This is a genomic window from Methylorubrum thiocyanatum, from assembly GCA_014138645.1.
GTDB lineage: Bacteria > Pseudomonadota > Alphaproteobacteria > Rhizobiales > Beijerinckiaceae > Methylobacterium > Methylobacterium thiocyanatum.
Genome location: JACJIB010000010.1, coordinates 100674 through 118145, shown reverse-complemented (window position 1 = coordinate 118145; position 17472 = coordinate 100674). Strand labels below are relative to the sequence as shown.

The 17472-nt window shown below is 71.2% G+C and carries 17 protein-coding genes; 5 read left to right on the top strand and 12 right to left on the bottom strand.

All coding sequences use genetic code 11. The features are described from left to right. Nucleotides 1-101 precede the first annotated feature (101 nt). Nucleotides 102-1589, top strand: a complete 1488-nt coding sequence (locus tag HNR51_RS23875) for an AMP nucleosidase (protein WP_012452615.1) — start codon at nucleotides 102-104, stop codon at nucleotides 1587-1589. A gap of 41 nt (nucleotides 1590-1630) precedes the next feature. On the opposite strand, the gene HNR51_RS23870 is transcribed toward HNR51_RS23875, so the two are convergent. Then, nucleotides 1631-2410 (bottom strand): YoaK family protein, encoded by a 780-nt coding sequence (locus tag HNR51_RS23870; protein WP_012452614.1) that lies wholly within the window; start codon nucleotides 2408-2410, stop codon nucleotides 1631-1633. A gap of 43 nt (nucleotides 2411-2453) precedes the next feature. Beyond that, on the bottom strand, nucleotides 2454-2672 hold the full coding sequence (locus HNR51_RS23865; RefSeq protein ID WP_141950321.1) for a hypothetical protein: 219 nt from the start codon (nucleotides 2670-2672) through the stop codon (nucleotides 2454-2456). Between the two features lie 97 nt (nucleotides 2673-2769). Between HNR51_RS23865 and HNR51_RS23860 the strand changes: the two genes are divergently transcribed. Further along, nucleotides 2770-3639 carry a LysR family transcriptional regulator gene (locus tag HNR51_RS23860; RefSeq protein WP_182556583.1) on the top strand — a complete coding sequence of 290 codons (870 nt, stop codon included), beginning with the start codon at nucleotides 2770-2772 and terminating at the stop codon, nucleotides 3637-3639. A gap of 37 nt (nucleotides 3640-3676) precedes the next feature. Here the strand turns inward: HNR51_RS23860 and HNR51_RS23855 are convergent, their stop codons facing one another. The 3 genes from HNR51_RS23855 to HNR51_RS23845 all read right to left on the bottom strand — a co-directional run bounded on the left by HNR51_RS23855 (nucleotide 3677) and on the right by HNR51_RS23845 (nucleotide 7882). Then, nucleotides 3677-6124, bottom strand: coding sequence for a PBP1A family penicillin-binding protein (locus HNR51_RS23855; RefSeq protein WP_182556582.1), 2448 nt, complete (start codon nucleotides 6122-6124; stop codon nucleotides 3677-3679). A gap of 291 nt (nucleotides 6125-6415) precedes the next feature. Next, on the bottom strand, nucleotides 6416-7459 hold the full coding sequence (cydB, locus tag HNR51_RS23850; RefSeq protein ID WP_012452609.1) for a cytochrome d ubiquinol oxidase subunit II: 1044 nt from the start codon (nucleotides 7457-7459) through the stop codon (nucleotides 6416-6418). Nucleotides 7460-7522: 63 nt separating this feature from the next. Then, complete coding sequence (locus HNR51_RS23845; RefSeq protein WP_182556581.1) at nucleotides 7523-7882, bottom strand: hypothetical protein; 360 nt, start codon at nucleotides 7880-7882, stop codon at nucleotides 7523-7525. Nucleotides 7883-8260: 378 nt separating this feature from the next. On the opposite strand from HNR51_RS23845, the gene HNR51_RS23840 reads away from it, so the two are divergent. The 3 genes from HNR51_RS23840 (at nucleotide 8261) to HNR51_RS23830 (ending at nucleotide 11575) form a co-directional block, all read left to right on the top strand. After that, on the top strand, nucleotides 8261-10192 hold the full coding sequence (locus tag HNR51_RS23840; protein WP_182556580.1) for a PAS domain-containing sensor histidine kinase: 1932 nt from the start codon (nucleotides 8261-8263) through the stop codon (nucleotides 10190-10192). A gap of 43 nt (nucleotides 10193-10235) precedes the next feature. Continuing rightward, entirely contained in the window at nucleotides 10236-10973 is a 738-nt protein-coding gene (locus HNR51_RS23835; RefSeq protein WP_182556579.1) for a peptidoglycan-binding domain-containing protein, read from the top strand. Between the two features lie 260 nt (nucleotides 10974-11233). Continuing rightward, complete coding sequence (locus HNR51_RS23830) at nucleotides 11234-11575, top strand: DUF1491 family protein (RefSeq protein ID WP_012452605.1); 342 nt, start codon at nucleotides 11234-11236, stop codon at nucleotides 11573-11575. Between the two features lie 17 nt (nucleotides 11576-11592). Here HNR51_RS23830 and HNR51_RS23825 read toward each other — a convergent pair whose 3' ends face one another. The 7 genes from HNR51_RS23825 to flhA form a co-directional block, all read right to left on the bottom strand. Further along, nucleotides 11593-12588 carry a hypothetical protein gene (locus tag HNR51_RS23825; protein ID WP_182556578.1) on the bottom strand — a complete coding sequence of 332 codons (996 nt, stop codon included), beginning with the start codon at nucleotides 12586-12588 and terminating at the stop codon, nucleotides 11593-11595. Nucleotides 12589-12810: 222 nt separating this feature from the next. Beyond that, nucleotides 12811-13257: a hypothetical protein gene (locus HNR51_RS23820; protein ID WP_012452603.1), complete on the bottom strand. Its 447-nt coding sequence runs from the start codon at nucleotides 13255-13257 to the stop codon at nucleotides 12811-12813. A gap of 3 nt (nucleotides 13258-13260) precedes the next feature. Then, on the bottom strand, nucleotides 13261-13605 hold the full coding sequence (locus HNR51_RS23815; RefSeq protein ID WP_152275825.1) for a flagellar protein FlgN: 345 nt from the start codon (nucleotides 13603-13605) through the stop codon (nucleotides 13261-13263). A 6-nt stretch (nucleotides 13606-13611) separates the two neighbouring features. Beyond that, nucleotides 13612-14082: a rod-binding protein gene (locus HNR51_RS23810; RefSeq protein ID WP_182556577.1), complete on the bottom strand. Its 471-nt coding sequence runs from the start codon at nucleotides 14080-14082 to the stop codon at nucleotides 13612-13614. 72 nt (nucleotides 14083-14154) lie between these two features. Next, entirely contained in the window at nucleotides 14155-14589 is a 435-nt protein-coding gene (locus HNR51_RS23805; protein ID WP_239681548.1) for a hypothetical protein, read from the bottom strand. Continuing rightward, nucleotides 14571-15341: a flagellar biosynthesis protein FliR gene (gene fliR, locus HNR51_RS23800; protein WP_182556576.1), complete on the bottom strand. Its 771-nt coding sequence runs from the start codon at nucleotides 15339-15341 to the stop codon at nucleotides 14571-14573. Before fliR ends, HNR51_RS23805 begins: the two co-directional genes overlap by 19 nt. Continuing rightward, nucleotides 15338-17419 carry a flagellar biosynthesis protein FlhA gene (gene flhA, locus HNR51_RS23795; protein ID WP_012452598.1) on the bottom strand — a complete coding sequence of 694 codons (2082 nt, stop codon included), beginning with the start codon at nucleotides 17417-17419 and terminating at the stop codon, nucleotides 15338-15340. Before flhA ends, fliR begins: the two co-directional genes overlap by 4 nt. Nucleotides 17420-17472 lie beyond the last annotated feature (53 nt).

Here is a 17472-nt window from a genome sequence, read left to right as displayed (position 1 = left end):
CGCCGCGAGGCCGCCGCAAGGCAGGCAGGCCCCTTGCAAGCCGATCGCTCGTCTCGCTGCCTCGGGCAGTGTAGACACCGCAGGGTGAGCGGGGAGGGTGCATGGTCATCGACGAGTTGCGGCCGATGGAGGCCGTTGCCGACGCGGAGACGGCCGTGGATCGGCTCGAAGCGTTGCACGCGGGCGCGACCCAGGCGCTCCAAGCGGCCCTGGCGCGCTACCTCGAACACCGCATCCCGCCGGACGCGACCGAGCGGCTCCAGTTCCGCTATCCCGAACTGCGCCTGACCTACCAGCCCAAGGGGCCGCTGCCGCGGCTCAACCGGGCCACCGCCAAGTTCCAGGCGCCGGGGCTCTACGCCACGACGGTGACGCAGCCGGGCTACTTCCGGCCCTACCTGCTGGAGCAGTTGCGGCCGCTCGTGCGCGATTACGGCGCCGGCATCGAGGTGGGCCTCTCGGCGCAGGAGATTCCCTATCCCTACATCGTCGAGCCCGGCACCGATCTCGGCGGCAGCGGGGTCAGCGCCAGCGATCTCGCCAGCCTGTTTCCGGTGCCGCTGCTCTCCGTCGTCGGCGACGAGGTGGCCGACGGACTGTGGCTGGAGAATCCCGGCGATCCGCGCCCGCTCGCCCTGTTCGACGGCGTGCGCACCGACTACTCCCTACGCCGGCTCGTCCACTACACCGGTTCCGACTGGCGCGAGATCCAGCCCTGGATCCTGCTCACCAATTACCACCGCTACGTCGATGGCTTCGTCCGCTACGGGCTGGAGCGTCTGGCGGCGGGAGAGGGCGAGCGGTTGGTCCTGCCCGGCGGGGTCGTGGTCGAGCGCTCCGAGGCGGCCTCGGCCGACCCGGCGGCGCTGATCGCCGCCTCGCCCTGGCACAAGTCCCAGATGCCGGCCTACCACCTCGTCGGCCGCGGCCCCGACGGGGCGCCGCAGGGGACGACGCTGGTCAATATCGGCGTCGGCCCCTCCAACGCGAAGACGATCACCGACCATCTCGCGGTCCTGCGCCCGCATTGCTGGCTGATGGTCGGCCATTGCGGCGGCCTGCGCCAGTCGCAGACCATCGGCGACTACGTGCTCGCCCACGGGTATCTGCGCCGCGACCGCATCCTCGACGACCTCGTGCCGCCGGAGATTCCGGTGCCCGCGCTCGCCGAGGTGCAGATCGCGCTGCAATCGGCGGCGGCCGCCGTCACCGGCGAGCGGGCGGAGGCGCTCAAGCGCCGCCTGCGCACCGGAACGGTCGTGACCTACGACGACCGCAACTGGGAACTCCGCTTCAGCCAGGAACGGCGGCGCATCAACCTCTCGCGGGCGATCGCCGTCGACATGGAGAGCGGCACCATCGCGGCGCAGGGGTTTCGCCTTCGCGTTCCCTACGGCACCCTGCTCTGCGTCTCCGACAAGCCGCTGCACGGTGAGATCAAGCTGCCGGGCGCGGCCAATGCCTTCTACGAGCGGGCGGTGGCCGAGCACCTGCAGATCGGGCTTGCCACCCTCGACGCGCTGCGCGCCGACCGGGCGGGCCTGCATTCGAGGAAGCTCAGGAGCTTCGACGAGCCGCCGTTCCGATAGGCCGTGCCGAGACCGCGCCTGATCGGGCGGCCGCGCTTGCCTCACCGCTCGGGCGCGGAGGCGAGGCCGCGCGCCGTTCCCGGCAATCCGTCCTTGCGCGATGGCGCGGGCGCAGCCGCGGTCGTGGCGTCCGCTCCCGTCGGCGTCGTCGCGAGGACGATCAAGCCGACCAGGATCAGGATCGGCAGCGCGACGCAGCCGAAGGCCAGATAAGCGATCCCGAACGCTCCGCAGAGGGCGCCCGCGGCGAAGGCGGCGATGGCCGGCAGGACGCGCAGAAACCGCGCGCGGGTCTGAGCCGGATCTCCGGAGGTCCGCAGGGCGAGGTCCGTCGCGTCGATGACGGCTTGGCTCACGCTCACGGTCATCACCGTGGTCGGAGCGAGATGGCCCAGCGAGAGACGGCCGATCGCGTTCTGCACCCCCATGGCCGCGACGGCGAGCATGCCGACGGTCAGGGCCGGGACGCCGTCGGGCGCGACCAGCGGCGACCACAGGATCCCGCAGAGGCCGAAACCCGCGAGCAGGCCCGCCTCGACGGCGAGCAGCCAGGGCAGCGGATCGCCGTCGCGCCGCTCCAGGAGCAACGCGAGGATGCGTGCGCCCGCCACCGCACCCACGAAGACCGGCAGCGCCAGGAGTTTCGCCATCACGCCGCTCGAACGCGCGACCAACTCGGCACCGATGAGAACGAAGTTGCCGGTGATGTGCGCCGTGAACAGGCCCGTCAACGCGATGAAGGCGGCGGCATCGACGAAGCCGGCGACGAAGGCGAGGCCGGTTGCGGCGGATGTGCCGCCACGCGTGATCTGCGGCTTCACCAGACTGTCCCTGGTTGGCAAACGATGAGGGCGGCGCGATCGGCTAATCGTCGAGAGGTGGATCCGTGACGACGACCGGGGCTCGCGGGTTGGCATAGTATTCCGGCCAACGATTGCAGAGGAACAGGATGATGGTGACGACGACGACGGTCGCCAGGAGGAACGCGAGGGCCTCGGTGATTTGAAGAGCCCATCGGCCGAGGGCCGGGATTGCGACGAAGCCGCCGATGAAGATCATGGTGATGGCAACGGGTGCAGTCATCGGCGAGGCTTCGCGCTGGGCGGAAGGTCTGGGTCGGCCGCGATCCTATGCCCGCCGGGCTCCTGGCCGGTAGGGATATCGGCTATCACGAATCATGATGAGCAACCTGAACCTCGATCAGATCCGCTCCTTCCTGGCCGTCCTCGACAGCGGCAGCTTCACGGCCGCCGCGGGGGTGCTGGGCGTGCGGCAATCCACGGTCAGCGGGCACATCGCGCGGCTCGAACAGGCGCTGGACCGCCCCCTCCTCATGCGGGACACGCACCGGGTCGCCGCGACGCCGGACGGCCAAGCCATGATCGGCTTCGCCCGCGACCTGTTGGAGGCGCACGACCGGCTTCGCGCCTTCTTCTCGCCGAGCGGCCTGCGCGGTCGCATCCGCCTCGGCGTCTCCGAAGACTACACCCTGTCGGCCCTGGCCCAGGTGCTCGCGCGTTTCGCGGATCGCCATCCCTCCGTGGACCTACAGTTGACGGTCGGGCTCAGCCGGACCCTCTACCAGGGCTACGATGCGGGCGAACTCGACGTGATCTTCTGCAAGCGCCGACGCGGCGATCCGCGCGGCGAGTTGGCCTGGGCGGAGGAACTGATCTGGGCCGGCCGCCCCGGCTCGCTCCCCGATCCGGCGCTGCCGGTGCCCCTGATCCTCTATCCGCCGCCCTCGATGACGCGCGCGCTGGCGCTCGATGCGCTCGAAGCGGCCGGGCGCTCCTGGCGGATCGCCTGCACCAGCGGCAGCCTGATGGGGCTGCGCGCCGCCGTCGAAGCGGGTCTGGGCTTCGCGCCGCACTCGGCCAGGGTCATGCCGCCGGGACTGGCACCGATCCCGAAATCGGCCGGGCTGCCTGCAATCGGCGAGGTCGAGTTCGTCGTGCTCGGCTCAGGCCATCAGCATCCGATCGCGACGGCGTTGAAGGAGACGATCCTGGCCAGCACGGCGGAGCTTCAGGCCGTGCCCGAGCCGTGAGCGCGCGGGGGCCGATCACCGCAACGCACGCCCCGTCTCACCGCTCCCGTTGCCACAAGCCCGCGCGCTCGGCCCGGGCCTGATCCTCGGCCTCGATCAGGTCGGACGGTGCGTCCTCGCTCGCCCGCGCGCCGCCGGCCGTGACGATCAGGGCGGCGAGGTCGTCGCCATCCAGCCGGCAGCGGAGTCCCGCGGGCTCGCCCGAGCAGACGACCTCGCGGCGGCGCAGGTAGCGCGCGAGCTGGCGGGCGAGTGCGCCGCCCTCGCCGACGACGCCGAGCAGGTGCACCGTGCGTCCGCGGATCGTCAGCGTGCCGGTATCGACGACCTCGGGCACGCCGCGCACCTCGCCCGTGGCCGGGCTCGGCGCGGGCGCCACGGCGCTTGCCGGGACCGGCTCCGCCCGCGCGGCGGACGGCGCGGGGCGCTTGCGGCCCTTCAGCACCTTCTGCGCCCGCTCGACGAAGTCGTGGAAGACGCGAGCCGGAATGTCGCCGCCGGTCACCTTGTTCATCGGCGCGTTGTCGTCGTTGCCGACCCACACGCCGACGATCATGTCCGGCGTCAGCCCGATGAACCACGCATCGCGGAAATCCTGGCTGGTGCCGGTCTTGCCGCCGACCGCAAGGCCGCCGACCCGCGCCGCCTTGCCGGTGCCGGATTCGACCACCGCCTGGAGCGAGTCGAGCATCATCGACTGGACCTGCGAATCCATCGGTGACCCGGCCTTCGGCGCGGGGCGCTGGTAGAGGGGTTGCGGGCCGCTCCCGCGGATCGTGCGGACGAGGTAGGGCTCCACCGGCACGCCGGGGCCGAGCACGCCGGCAAAGGCGCGGGTCATCTCGAGGAGCGAGACGTCGGCCGAGCCGAGCGCGAGGCTCGGCACCTCCGGTAGGTCCGATTGCACCCCGAGGCGGCGCGCTTCGGCGATGACGGACGCGATCCCGACCTCTTCGCCGAGCTGGGCGGCGATGGTGTTGACCGAGAGCGCGAAGGCCGAGCGCAGGGGCAGTGCCCCGCGAAAGCGGTTGTTGGCGTTCTGCGGCTCCCACTCGCCGATCTGGGTCGGGCGATCGACGAGCACGCTGTCGGGGGTGAATCCCTTGCCGTAGGCAGCGAGGTACACGAACAGCTTGAACAGCGAGCCGGCCTGCCGCTTGGCCTGGATCGCCCGGTTGAACTGGCTGTCCTCGTAGTCGCGCCCGCCCACCATGGCGAGGATCGCTCCGTCCGGAGCGAGCGCCACCAGCGCGCCCTGGCCGACCTTCTTCTTTCCGCCCTCCGCGTCGAGGCGGCGGGCGAGCACGCCCTCGGCGAGGCTCTGGAGCTCGAGGTTGAGCGTCGAGCGCACGGTGACGTCGCCGGCCGCCTCGGTCAGCCGCTTCACCTCGCCCTGGAGCGCGTCGAGGAAGTAGTTGGTGCCCGGCGGCGTCTCGGACGGAGTGTGGAGCGTCAGCTTCGCCGCCCGCGCCTTATCGGCCTCGGCTTGGCTGATCGCGCCGGTCTCGACCATGGCCTGAAGCACGAGGTCGGCCCGCTCCTTGGCGCCGCCGAAATTGCGGGTCGGGGCGAGTTGCGAAGGGGCGCGCACGAGGCCGGCGAGCATCGCCGCCTCCGGCAGGGTCAGCCCCTCGGCCCCGTGACCGAAATAGCGCCGGGCCGCCGCATCCGCCCCATAGGCGCCGGCGCCGAAATAGGCGGTGTTGAGATAGCCGACGAGGATTTCGGGCTTCGACAGGGTGCTCTCCAGGCGCAGGGCCAGGAACGCCTCCTGGATCTTGCGCTTGAGCGTCTTCTCCTGGGTGAGCGAGGTGAGCCGGGCATATTGCTGGGTGATGGTCGATCCGCCCTCGCGCACGCCGCCGCCGGTGGCATTGCGCCAGACGGCCCGCGCCATGCCGCGCAGGTCGATTCCCCAGTGGCTGTAGAAGCGCCGGTCCTCGATCGCGACGATCGCCTGGGCGAGGCGGGGCGGCAGGGTCTTCTCGGTGAGCCGCTCGCCCTGGAAGGCGCCGCGGGTGGCAAAGGATCGGCCGCTCTCGGCCTCCACCACGAGCGCGCGCTGGCCCGCCTCCGGCGCGGCTCCGCCCAGCGGCGGCAGGGTGGCGAAGGCGGCGAAGACATAGCCGGCCAGGATCACCAGCGGCAGGCCGACGAGGACGGCGAGCCCGAGGAGCCAGGGCCGGCGGGACAGGCGGGTCGAGCGGCGCGGCGCCTGCGGGACCGTCTCGGCGACCGGGGCTGCGGCGGCATCCCGGTGTCCCGTCGCGCGCAGGCGGGTGCGCGTTCGGGCGAGGACCGGCGCGGCCTCCCGCGCGGCGCCTCTTGCGGCGGCGGTTCCGCTGCGCCAGACGCTGCGGCCCGCGCTCCCGGCGAGGCGGCCGAGCTGGCGCGCGAGCAGGGCGGCCGCCCGCGCGGCCTCGCGCGCCGCGGCCCGGGTCTCGGTCCCGTCCTCGCCCGGCCTGTCCGGTCCCTGCGCCGTCATCGCGAACCGTTCGCCACCCGCCCGACATCACCCGTCACGGCGCCGACCTTAGCGGAGCGGGGGGCGGCAAGGCTACGCGCGCGAAGGGGGAGGGATGACGATGGACGCTGGCGGTGACCCCGGAGACACGCCGGGGATGTCGCGGCCGCTCGGGCTTCGAACCGGCCTCCCGCTCTGCCTCCGAGGGGTGCCCGCCTCACCGCGCGATGGCACGGATGAAGTATACGAGCGCCGTGAAGGCGACGAGGCTCAGGCCGTAGAGGGCGACGAACCAGAGGATGCGCCGGAGGCTCAATGATAGCTCGCCGCGTTCGGGTTCTCCTCGATCTTCCCCCGGAAGACCCAGTAGGCGTAGGCCGTGTAGGCCAGCGTCAGCGGCATCACGACCGAGTAGCCGACGAGGGCGAATTGCAGCGCCGAGGTCGCGTTGGCGGCCTGCCAGATCGTGAGCTTGGGCGGCACGATATAGGGGAACAGGCTGATCGCCAGGCCGAGAAAGCCGAGCAGGAACAGGGCGATCGAGAGCAGGAAGGGGGCGACCTCGCGCCCGTCCTCGATCGCCTTCCAGATCCGCCAGCAGACGAAGGCGGTCAGCAACGGCACGGGGGCCACGAACAGCACGTTCGGCCAGGAGAACCAGCGCCACTGGATGTGCAGGCCGAGGAACGGCACCCAGGCGCTGACGATCGCCATCGAGATGACGGTGCCGATCAGGAACTGCTTGGCCTTGATCCGCGACCAGATCTCCAACTCGCCGGAGGTCTTCATCACGCACCACGTGGCGCCGAGCAGCCCGTAGCCGCAGACGAGGCCGATCCCGGTCATCACGCTGAAGGGCGTGAGCCAGTCGAACGTGCCGCCGGCAAAGCCCCGGCCCTCGGTCTGGAAGCCCTGGACGAAGGCGCCGAGCACCATGCCCTGCGCGAAGGTGGCGGTGAGCGAGCCGTAGTGGAACGCATTGTCCCACACCACCTGCGAACGTTCGGCCTTGAAGCGGAACTCGAAGGCGACGCCCCGGAAGATCAGCGCGATCAGCATCAGGATGATCGGCAGGTAGAGCGCCGGCAGCAGGATCGCGTAGGCGACCGAGAACACCGCGAACAATCCGCCGCCGCCGAGGACGAGCCACGTCTCGTTGCCGTCCCAGATCGGCGCCACCGAGAGCATCATCCGGTCGCGCCAGTTGCCGGGCCGCGCGGCGGTGAACAGGATGCCGACGCCGAGATCGAACCCGTCGATGACGACGTACATCGCCACCGCGAGCGCCAGCAGCCCGGCCCAGACCAGCGGCAGCCAGAAGGCCAGGCCCTCGTACTCGTTCCCGAAGCCGAACATCGTCGCGCCCTCCGACAGCGCCTGCCCCTTGCGGGGGATCGCCTCTTCAGGCCTGAACCGCGCTCAGTGCGATATGGCTCCCCGCCAGGGCGGCTGTCGATCGCTCGCCGAGAGCGTGTCGACCGAGGGACGCGGCGGCGCGATCTGTCCCGCGACATGGCGCGCGACGGCATCGGCCCCGGCCCGTGCCATCTCCGCGCGGGTCTCGGGTGGCAGCGCGTTCACCAGCGCGCCGATGCCGCCGGTGGTCAGGCGATCCATCGCATCGCCCATCGTCCGGCCCGCCCCGATCCCCGTCTCGATCCCCGTGCCGATACCCGCTGCGGCGGTCTGCGGCCGCGCCGGGTCGAGCCCGCCCTGGCGCTGGAGCGCGAGGTAGGAGAGGGCGCCGATCACGAGAGCGGCGCGCAGGAGAAACGACATCGGTCCGGTTCCAGGAAGGCGCAGCTTGGCCGGCACGGCCGGCGGGGTTCGGTCGCCTGATCCTGACACCGTTGCGCCGCCGCCGGATGAAGCGGGGACGGGCAAAACGTCGACGTGGTGAACGAAGCCTTGTCCGGCGGAAGACCGCGCTCCGGGCGCCCGGTTTACCCTCTGCGCGGCCCCGTTCCGGCAGCCGCCCGGTGCTGTGAAGAACGGGGATCGGCGCCCCGGCCGGGGCCGCGCGGCACGCCGGTCGGCGGCAAGTGAGCGACCCTTTTCATCCTCGCTTAAACCGCCTCTGCGACGGTTTCCCTCGAAGATCGTAACGAGCAGTCGAGGGGCGCGGGACACCCGTTTTCGAGGGGACTCGCGCTGTGCGTGGTGGTGTTGCGTAAAGACGGTGCCCTTGCCTCCCTCTTCGATTCCCGGCTCGCCGGGCTGGTCCATGCCTCCGCGCTGGCCGAGCCGGGCGTGCGCTTCCGCCACGAGCGCTTTCTCATTTCGCGGCTCGCCACCGGCGCGGTGATGATGGCGGGCCTGCCGCCCTACCTCGTCTGGCGCGGCGTTCCGAGCGGCATCGAAGCGCTCGCCATCGCGAGCCTGTTCCTGCCGCTCGTGGCCGCCGTCATCCTGTCGCGCACCGGCTCGCTCTGGATCGCGCACGCCCTGTCCTCGCTCGGCCTGACCGGCATCGTCGTCTGCCTCGCCGCGCTCACCGGCGGCGCGAGTTCGGCCGCCGCCATCTGGCTCGTGGCGGTGCCGCTGGAGGCGATGATCTCCGGCTCGCGCCGGGCGACGATCGCGGCCTCCGTCATCGCCGTCCTCGGCGCCTTCGCGGTGGCGCTGAGCGGCTACCTGCCGGTGGGAAGCCTCGCGCTGGCTTGGCCCAACGCCGTCGTCATGCCGGTCTTCGCCGTGACCGCCATCGGCCACATCGCGGCGCAGGCGATGGAGCACATGCGCCGCGAGGGCGAGTGGCGTGCGCGCATGCAGGACAACGAGGCCCGCGACCGCCTGCTGCTCTCCGCCATCGACGACCTCGTGACGTGGCACGACGCCAACGGCCGCGTGCTGGAGGCGAGCGGCTCGGCCGCCCGCTTCGTCGGCGCCGAGGCGAGCCGGCTGCGCGGCCACGGCCTGCTCGACCGGGTGCATATCGGCGACCGTCCGGCCCTGCTTCAGGCGATCAGCGACGTCGCCGCCCACGGCATGCCGGCAACGGTGCCCTTCCGCCTGCATCTCGACGCGCCGCGCGCCGACGGCAGCCGCACCATCTACGCCGAGATGCGGGCGCACCGGATCGAATCGGGGCTCGCCGGGGCCAACGGCTCGACCGTCGTCGCCGTGACCCGCGACGTGTCCGAACATCGCCGCCACGCCCAGGAACTCGACCGCGCCCGCGCCGAGGCCGAGCGCGCCGACGAGGTGAAGACCCACTTCCTCGCCACCGTCAGCCACGAGCTGCGCACGCCGCTCAACGCAATTATCGGCTTCTCGGACGTGCTGTCGGGGGAGGGCGCGGTGAGCCTCTCGCCGGAGCGTTCCCGCGAATATGCCGGCATCATCGCCCAGTCCGGGCGCCACCTGCTGGACGTGGTCAACACGCTGCTCGACATCTCGCGCATCCGCGGCGGCCATTTCGACTTCCAGCCGGAGCCGGTCGATGTCGAGGCGCTGATCCGCAGCTGCTGCGACCTGATGCGGCTCAAGGCCGATGCCTCGGGGATCGCTCTGGTGAGCGCCCCGGTGCCGGCCGGCTGTGCCCTCGTGGCCGATGCCCGCGCCTGCCGCCAGATGCTGATCAACCTGATCTCGAACGCCGTGAAGTTCACCCCCCGCGGCGGGCGGGTGGAGGTGATGGTGCGCCGGGGCGGCGCCTATCTCGACGTGGTGGTGAGCGACAACGGCATCGGCATCACCGAGGCCGACCTGCCGCGGCTCGGCGACCCCTTCTTCCAGGCCGGCGGCGGCTACGGCCGCAGCCACGAGGGCACCGGACTCGGCCTCTCGGTGGTGCGCGGCCTCGCCGGGCTGCACGGCGGCGCTGTCTCGGTCGAGAGCGCGCCGGGGAAGGGCACCGCGGTGACCGTGACCCTGCCGCTCGACTGCAGCCGCGCCAAGGCCGCCGCGAAGGCCGGTCGAAACGGTGTCAACGGGGCGGCCGCGGAACCGGCCCAGCCGGCGCCGATCCGGACGTCGGTGCGGGGCGCGGTGGTGCCGGAGCCGGCGCCCGAGCCGATCCGCCTGCCGGTCGGCCTGTTCGATCCCGCCCCGGTCTCCACGATCCCCCCGATGCGCCGCGCCTCATGAGGCGACCGAACGCGACGCGACAGACAGGTGAAGGAGCGAATCGATGCGCGAGCCGCCCGTGAGACGGGACCAGCGCGAGATCGTCGTCCCCGGTGACATGCGCGCCGGGCGGAGCCCGGCCCGATCCCCGCGCCGCAAGCCGGCCGCGCGCGGACCCGCCGCCTCGGGCTGGCGGGCGACAGCCCTCTCCGCGGCGGCGGGGGCCGGTCAGTTCTGCCTGCGCTATCCCGGCGGCGTGTCCGGAACGCTGCTCGGCCTCGGCGCGGCGGTCTATGTCTGCGTGAACGCCATGGGCTTCCAGGCCGGGCCGCATCCGGCGCCGATCCTGCCGACCGTCGAGTCGAAGCCGGTGGCCGCACGATCGCCTGCGCCACCCGCGCCGCAACCGGTCCGCGAGATCCGCACGGCGGCAGCGGCGCCCAAGCCCGCGCCGGTGCGGGAGGCGCCGCCCGCGCCCCGCGACGCCATCGCCGACATGATCCGCTCCGGCGAGACCACCGCTTCGGTCACCCCGAAGCCCCCCAAGGACGCGAAGGCCGAAGCGAAGACGGAGGCGGTCAAGCCGGAGGGGCCGAAGCCGGACCCGACGGTGACCCGCGTCCAGCGCGCTCTGACCAAGCTCGGCTACGGCCCGCTCAAGGATGACGGCCTGATGGGACCGGGCACGAAGGCGGCGATCGAGAAGTTCGAGCGCGACCGCAAGCTGCCGGTCAAGGGCGAGGCCGCCGGGCCGACGCTCCGCGCGCTCACCCGCGAGATGACCGCCAAGGCGAGCGGGTAAGGCGGCATCCGTTCGATCGCGTCGCTACCCTCACCGAAAGATCGTCATTCCGGGGCTCTGACAAGCGAACCCGGACCCGAAGGGGCGCGCCGGAGGCGTGCAATCCACGACCGGCCGCGACGCCGGGCTCTCGCCGCGCATCACGGGTTGCTTCCGGGTTCCGCTGCGCGGCCCCGGAATGACAGCCGTGGGAGCTGGGAGAGCGACCGCAACAGCACCGCGCCATCGACGCGGCGGCGGCGGGCGCCTATGAACCGCGCATGCCACGTCTTCGCTCGGATTTCTGGGTCTCCGCCCAGCTGCGCCGCCTCAACGGCGAGGGCATCCCGGCGGTGCAACGCCGTCGGGGTTCACCGGAGGCGGGGGCGATCTTCGTCAAGATCGATCGGCTCGACGGTACCGCCGACCTCTACGGTCCGGCACCCCAAGCGCTGATCGAGGCGGAGGATTCCGGCGAGCGCCTGTTCTCGGCGATCCTCACCGCCGCCCCATCGCCGGATGTCGAGGAGCGGCTCGCGCGGGAGATCCGCTTCGATTCCGATCTCTGGATCGTCGAGATCGACGACCGCGAGGGGCGGCACGGCCTGCCGCTGGCGGCGTAGTTTTTTGCCGTGAAACGTCAGCTCGTGCGGCGCAGGCGGCTGGGCAGCACCGTGCGGAAGCCGCCGCGCTCGGCGGCGGCCGGCGTGCTGCGCTTGGCTTCGGGCCCGTGCAGCGGCTGGTGCTCGCCGCCGGCACGCTCCATCACCGGTACGCCGAGGATCGCGCAGAGCAGGTCGCGGGCGGCGGCCCGGCTCGTTTCGCGGAACAGCGTGACGAGGGAAAAGACCCGCTCGACCGAGCGCGCCACGCTGTCGTTGAGGGTGAGGAAGACGAAGACCGCCTCGCCCTCGCGCAGATCGGCCGCGCGCAGAGCCAGCGTCAGCAGGTCGTAGCGGGCGGCCGGATCGCTCGCGGCGCCGAGATAGTTCGGCGGCAGGCCGAGCCCGTCGCCGAGCGCGGTGATGAAGGCCTGGACGTCGCGGGAATGGGAATGCTCGACGAGGCGCGTCGCGAGCGAGCGCGGCGCCGGCGGGCAGGGGCGCAGGGCGGCGGTGGCCTCCACGGCCTCGGTGATCGCGCGGCGCTGCTCCGGTTCGGCGGCGAGCCAGAGCGGCGCGAGGTCGGCGGGCGGGATCTCGGGCCGGGCGAGCAGGGTGCGGGCGAGGTCCGCATCGGTGCGGGCGCGGGCGAGCAGGCGTTCCAGCACGCGGGTGCCGATCAGCGCCCCGGGATTCTCGGCAAGCGCCCGGTCGGCCTCCGCTTCCGATTCCGGCTCGCGGGGCAGCGCGATGGGAAAGCCGCGGGTCTCCAGCGCGGCGCGGACGCCGGCCGGCACGTCGGGACATCCGTCGAGCTTTTCGGCGACGATGCGCAGGGTCTCCTCGTCCACAGTCGGGATCAGGCCCGCGGCCAGGGACTCGAAGGCCTGGAGGATCGCCCGGTCGTGGACCGGAGCGGACAGGAAAAGGTCGGTCTGCACCCGCAGGATCACGGGCTTCAGGTCCAGCGCGGGGTCGCGCGAGAGCTCGATGAGGCCGGACAGGTCCGGCGCGCCGGCGACCGATAAGGACATGGCACTCGATTACGCAGAACTTACTCTGACGATGAGTCAAACAGTTCGGCGTGAATCGACCTTTAAGAGTGCGCAACCGCGACTGTCCCGCAGCGGCCGGGTCAGGCGGAAACGAGCCGGTTCAGGACCTCCGCGACCCGGTCCTGGACGGGCTCGGCGAGCGCCGGCCGTCCGCTCCAACATGGCCGCCACGGCTAGGCAGAGCATTCGGTCGCGGCGGAGCTACGAGCGCACTTCGCGCTTGGCGACGAAGTTCAGTTCGTCCACCAGCACATCCTTGACCACGTCGGAGCCGAGACGCTCGTTCACCCGGGCGCGGATCTGGGCGAGCCGGCCGTTGATGTCGTAGCGGGCGAGCTTGCGGAAATCGATCGTGGTGTCGCCGTAGATCTGGCGGAAGGCCTCATCGACCACGAAGGCGTTCGGGGCGACGGGCAGCGTGTGCATCAGCTTGGCATCGGCCGTGAAGACCAGCACCGCGATGACGTAGCCCTGCACCTTGCCGTCCGCGACCATCGGAATGTTGATGGGCGCGAGCTTCTGGTACTGCAGCCCTTCGAGATAGGGCTCGGTCGATTTCGAGAAGAACCCGCCGCCGAAGGTCACCGCCGCGTAGCAGGAGGCGATGGTGACGGCGCAGATCCACAGGCCCGAGAGGAGGACGCGCATCGCTCACGCGCGCCCGGACTGCGCGGGCGGGCGCGCGGAATAGGTGCCGTCGGACTCCGCGGCCTGCAGGCTCGCCTGAAGCGTCTCGCCGACCTCCTCCACCGCCCGCAGATGCAGGGCGACCGCCTCCTGATTGCGGATCAGCTTGTCGCGCAGGCGGGCCAGCACGATGCCGGTCTCGGCGTCGATGTTCGCGGCATCGATGCCGCGGGCCAGCCGCGTGAGTTCGAGCAGGCTCCGGCTCTTGGCCCGGTTGACCGCGTCGAGATCGAGAGGCGCGTTGGCGGCGAGCGCCTCGGTCTCGGCCTCGACGGTGGCTTCCAATCGCTTGAGGGAATCGAGCAGCATCGGCGATCAGACCTTGCCCGCCACGCCGGTCGCGGCGGGGGCCGCCGTCGCCTCGGTGGGATGGGCGGCGTTCAGCATGCGGGCGATGCCGATGCCGCCGGTCTTGGCGATCTGCTGCCCGATCTGCTCGGAGAGCATCGACTTCCAGATCCCGCCGGCATTGCCCTTGCCGAACACGGTCTCGGCCTTGGGCAGCATCGCCTCGACGAATTGCTGGATCACCTGCCCCTCGAACTTGCGGTAGGGGTCGGCGGCGGCGTTGCGGGCGGTGTCGTTCTTCAGGCCGGTCAGCGCCCCGTGGACGTCGAGCGGCAGATGCGTGGTCAGGCCCGCCTCGCGCGCGGCCTCGTCGGCGGCGCTGGCGAAGGCCGCCGGATCACCGGGCTGCGACAGCTTGGAGGCGGCCTCCTGATAGCGGGCCGGATCGGCGGCGCGGGCCACGTCCATGACGATGTCGGAGGGGGGGGTGATGCTCATCGCGCCATCGAACCTGACGCGGCGCGAACCGGCGGCGCCGCTGACAATCGCTGGAACCCTAGACCCGCTGGCTTACGGGAGGCTTGCGTCGCGCGCTCGCGTGAGTCCGTCGAGTTGCTCCATCGCCTCGACGCGCTCGCGCTCGCGGCCGAGCAGCGTCTCGATCCGTTCCGCGTTCAGTTCGGCGCGCTTCTGCGCGAGCCCCTGCTCGCGCACTTCGTCGGCTTGCGAGGCGGCGATCCGTTCGAGTTCCGTCGCCCGGGCGGCGAGCCCGCGCAGGCGGCGGTTGGCGGCTTCCAGAAACAGGTGGCCGTGCACAGAGGCACCGACGGCCGCGAGCAGGGCGGCGCGGTCCGCCTCGACGGCGTCGGCGTCGCGCCGGGTCTGGGCGAGCTGCCACTCGGCGGCCCGGCGCATCTGTTCCTGTACGGCGGTAAGCCGCTCGGCGCGCTTCAGGCGCTTGGCGATGTCGGCGGCGGACAATCGGGTCAGCCCTTGCGCAGCCACGCGACGTAGCCCGACAGGAACTGCGTCATGAACTCGCTCGACAGGGTGTAGAGCAGGATCAGCGCCCCGAACATCACGAAGGGCGTGGCGATGAAGTAGACGGGAATCGTCGGCGTCAGCTTGTTCACGAAGCCCGCCGCGAGGTTCACCGCCACAGCGTAGATGATGAAGGGCGCGGCGATCCGTAAGGCGAGGGTGAAGGCCTCGCCGATCTGGTCGGCGATGCGCACCAGCGCCGTCTGGGTGCCGAACCCCTCGCCCGGCGGGATGCGGGCATAGGAATCGACGAGGCCGCGAAACAGCTCCCAATGCAGGTCGGCGGCGAACATCAGTGCGACGGCCGTGAAGACGATGAGCGACTCGACGGCGGGGATCGCGTCGGTGCCCTCCACCGGGGTGCCCGGCATCGAGCCGAACCCGACCATGGTCGAGACCGCATTCATCACCGTCTCCAGCACGAAGACGAAGATGCGCCCGAGAAAGCCGATGAGGAGCCCGGTGATCGACTCGCTGGCGATCCAGACGAGCGTCTCGGTCGGCGCCTGCCCCGGAAGCCGGCCCTGGAACAGCGGCAGCAGCAGCGGCGTGACGGCCAGCGAGACGCCAGCCGCGATCAGCAGGCGCACCTGCGCCGGCACGCGCGGGCTCGAGAAGCCCGGCACGATCAGCAGGCAGCCGCCGATGCGGCAGAAGATCAGGAAGACGCTGAGGAAGGCGTCGCCGCCGAGCAGGCTGCCAAAGCCCGGGATCACGAGATGGTGCCCAGCGACTTGATCTCGACGCCGCGGGCGATCTCCAGATGCGAGAGGACGGGGAGTGTCGGGAAGATGCGCTCGATGATCATCCGCACATAGGGCCGGGCATCGGGGGCGGTGACGAGGGCGAAGCCGTGCACCTGCCGCATCCGCTCGCGGATCGCCTCGCCGGCTTCCGCGCCGAACTGCTCCACGAGGCGCGGATCGATGTCGAACTCGATGACCTCGCCTTTGGCGTCGCGCTTCAGGCTCTGGTGGAAGGTGAGGTCCCAGTTGGCCCCGAGCCGCAGCACGTGCAGCACCCCGTCCTCGGCGAGATCGCCGCAGATCTGCTGGGCGACGCGCATGCGAACGTGCTCGGCGATCTGTTCGGCCCGGCGGGCATGCGGAGTGATCTCGGCCACCGCCTCCAGGATCAGGTGGAGGTTGCGGATCGAGACCCGCTCGGAGAGCAAGAGCTTCAGCACCGCCTGGAGGCCGGAATGCGAGATCTGCGAGGGGCAGATCTCATCGATCAGCCGCTTGTATTCGGGGTCGAGCCGGTCGAGCAGCGCCCGCATGTCCTTGTAGGAGAGGAACTGGGGCAGGTTGTTGCGGATCACCTCGGACAGGTGGGTGAGCAGCACCGAGGCGCCGTCGATCGCCTCGAAGCCGGAACGGCGGATCTCGCCGGCATAGGCATCGACGATCCACAGCGCCTTCATGCCGAAGGCCGGCTCGCGCACCTCCTCGGCCGGGACGTCGGGGCGGGGCCCGTCGCCGACGACGACGAGCAGCTCGCCGGGCCGCATCTCCTGGGTCGCGGCGACCGTGCCGTGGATGCGGATCTGGTAGGTCTTGGGCGGCAGGTTGAGACTGTCGGTCAGCTTGATGTCGGGCACGACGAAGCCGTACTGGCGCGCGAACTTGCGGCGCATCTTGGCGACCCGGTGGTGCAGCTCGGCGTGGCTGCCCTGGATCTGCGCGGCGACCTGCCGGCCGAGGCACAGCTCGATCTCCGGGGTGCGGAGCTGCTCCTTGACCGAGTCCTTGACCTCGGCCTGCTTGGTCTCCTCCTCGCGCTTCACCTGGGCTGCCGCGGCGGCGGCCTGGGCCGCGCGGCGCTTCGGGATGGTGATCGCGACGAAGCCCATCAGGCCCGAGAGCGCGACGAAGGGCAGGAACGGCAGGCCCGGTACGATGGCGAACATCAGCATCAGGGCCGCGGCGACCAGCAGCGCGCGGGGATAGGCGCTGAGCTGGCCGAGCACGGCCTCTTCCGCTGCGCCGCGGGTGCCGCCCTTGGAGACGAGGAGGCCCGCGGCGAGCGAGACGATCAGCGCCGGGATCTGCGAGACGAGGCCGTCGCCCACCGACAGCTTGACGAAGACGTCCGCGGCCTGACCCAGCGGCATGCCGTGGCGGGTGGTGCCGATGATGACGCCGCCGAACACGTTGACGGCGATGACGATGAGCGAGGCCACCGCCTCGCCGCGCACGAATTTCGAGGCGCCGTCCATCGAGCCGAAGAACGCGCTCTCCTCCTCCAGCTCGCGGCGGCGGCGCTGCGCCTCCTTGTCGTCGATCAGCCCGGCATTGAGGTCGGCGTCGATCGCCATCTGCTTGCCGGGGATGGCGTCGAGGGTGAAGCGGGCACCGACTTCGGCGATGCGGGTCGCGCCCTTGGTGATGACGAGGAAGTTGACCGTGATCAGGATCATGAAGACGACGATTCCGATCACGAAATCGCCGCTCATTACGAACTGCGAGAAGCCCTGGATGACGTGGCCGGCGGCATCCACGCCCTTCTGGCCATTGGCCAGGATCAGGCGCGTCGTGGCGATGCCGAGCGCGAGCCGCAGCAGCGTCGCGATCAGGAGCACGGTGGGGAAGGCGGAGAATTCGAGGGGCTTCTGGATCCAGAGCGCCACCATCAGGATCAGCACCGACAGCGCGATCGAGAAGGCGAGCCCGACATCGATCAGCACCGCCGGCACCGGCAGGAACAGGACCGCCAGGATCGCGACGATTCCGGCCGCGAAGCCGAAGTCGCGCCGCGACCGCTTTTCCAGGACGAGCGCTTCGCTCACCGCCATGACGTGAACCGATTCCCTGAAGGTCGGGCGGTTTTGGCGCGGCAAGCTTGCGC

Bases quoted from the DNA above. Each gene is read 5' to 3' on its own strand.
- HNR51_RS23875 (WP_012452615.1), top strand. From the start codon at position 102: ATGGTCATCGACGAGTTGCGGCCGATGGAGGCCGTTGCCGACGCGGAG.
- HNR51_RS23865 (WP_141950321.1), bottom strand. From the start codon at position 2,672: ATGACTGCACCCGTTGCCATCACCATGATCTTCATCGGCGGCTTCGTC.
- HNR51_RS23860 (WP_182556583.1), top strand. From the start codon at position 2,770: ATGAGCAACCTGAACCTCGATCAGATCCGCTCCTTCCTGGCCGTCCTC.
- HNR51_RS23855 (WP_182556582.1), bottom strand. From the start codon at position 6,124: ATGACGGCGCAGGGACCGGACAGGCCGGGCGAGGACGGGACCGAGACC.
- cydB (WP_012452609.1), bottom strand. From the start codon at position 7,459: ATGTTCGGCTTCGGGAACGAGTACGAGGGCCTGGCCTTCTGGCTGCCG.
- HNR51_RS23845 (WP_182556581.1), bottom strand. From the start codon at position 7,882: ATGTCGTTTCTCCTGCGCGCCGCTCTCGTGATCGGCGCCCTCTCCTAC.
- HNR51_RS23835 (WP_182556579.1), top strand. From the start codon at position 10,236: ATGCGCGAGCCGCCCGTGAGACGGGACCAGCGCGAGATCGTCGTCCCC.
- HNR51_RS23830 (WP_012452605.1), top strand. From the start codon at position 11,234: ATGCCACGTCTTCGCTCGGATTTCTGGGTCTCCGCCCAGCTGCGCCGC.
- HNR51_RS23825 (WP_182556578.1), bottom strand. From the start codon at position 12,588: ATGTCCTTATCGGTCGCCGGCGCGCCGGACCTGTCCGGCCTCATCGAG.
- HNR51_RS23820 (WP_012452603.1), bottom strand. From the start codon at position 13,257: ATGCGCGTCCTCCTCTCGGGCCTGTGGATCTGCGCCGTCACCATCGCC.
- HNR51_RS23815 (WP_152275825.1), bottom strand. From the start codon at position 13,605: ATGCTGCTCGATTCCCTCAAGCGATTGGAAGCCACCGTCGAGGCCGAG.
- HNR51_RS23810 (WP_182556577.1), bottom strand. From the start codon at position 14,082: ATGAGCATCACCCCCCCCTCCGACATCGTCATGGACGTGGCCCGCGCC.
- flhA (WP_012452598.1), bottom strand. From the start codon at position 17,419: ATGGCGGTGAGCGAAGCGCTCGTCCTGGAAAAGCGGTCGCGGCGCGAC.